The sequence below is a fragment of the Grimontia marina genome (genome assembly GCF_900060185.1).
GTDB classification, from domain to species: domain Bacteria; phylum Pseudomonadota; class Gammaproteobacteria; order Enterobacterales; family Vibrionaceae; genus Enterovibrio; species Enterovibrio marinus.
Map to the genome: position 1 here is coordinate 1 of NZ_FIZY01000173.1, position 1026 is coordinate 1026.

Genomic DNA, 1026 nt, shown 5'->3' on the forward strand with positions numbered 1-1026 from the left:
TAAATAGCTGTTCCTAATAGTAGATCTCAAAGGTAAGAGAAACTCAGTCCAGTTTGCGCGATCTGATCTATCGCCAAACAGAGAAAACCCACAAAAAGGACTGAGTAATGGCCATCATAGCACCGATCGACCGAGCAGAAAGACGACGCATCCACAAAGCGATTCAACACACAGCAGATAAGGGATTTGCTCGGCGATTGATGGCGATGTTGCTTTTAGCCCAAGGACAAACGATTGTTGCTGTCAGTGAAACTACGGGTGCCGCGCGCTCTTCCATTGGTCGATGGATAAACTGGTACACCGACGGTGGAATCGATGCTTTGAAATCTCAGCCTTCAGGAAGACCTTGCTCGCTACCTGTTGAGCAAATGTGTGCCATTTTGCTCGTGCTTATCCAAACGTCACCACAAGACTTTGGATTTCAACGAAGCCGATGGAGTACAGAGCTTCTCGCTTATCAGCTCAACAAAACGTTCAAATCTCGTATCGCGGCTTCTACAGTCAGGCGTTGGTTACCGAAGATGGGAGTCGTCTGGCGAAGAGCCGTGCCAACCCTACGTATTAAAGACCCTGAAAAAGCAGAGAAACTGGCTGCAATCCAAAAGGCTTTAGACCAATGTGACCCGGAGAATCCTGTCTTTTACGAAGATGAAGTCGATATAGATTTGAACCCTAAGATTGGCGCTGATTGGACGCTCAAAGGCCAACAGAAAAAGGTGGTCACGCCAGGAAAGAACGAGAAACATTATCTTGCAGGTGCTCTGCACGCCAAAACGGGTAACGTTATTTATGTCTCAGGCACCAAGAAAGATTCCAACTTATTTATCACCATGCTGGAGAAGCTCAAACGGCATTATAGGAAGGCGAAAAAAATCATTTTGGTGCTCGACAACTATGTCATTCACAAGAGTCGAAAAACGAATATGTGGCTGGCGGCCAACCCCAAATTTGTCTTGTTATTTCAGCCTGTCTATTGCCCTTGGGTCAATGTGATAGAAAGGCTATGGCATGCACTACATGAGACCA

1 protein-coding gene is annotated in these 1026 nt (G+C 46.4%); it reads left to right on the forward strand.

The window, feature by feature from the left end; genetic code table 11:
- Positions 1-107 precede the first annotated feature (107 nt).
- On the forward strand, positions 108-1026 hold a 919-nt coding region (locus GMA8713_RS25775), incomplete at its 3' end, for an IS630 family transposase (protein WP_062715522.1).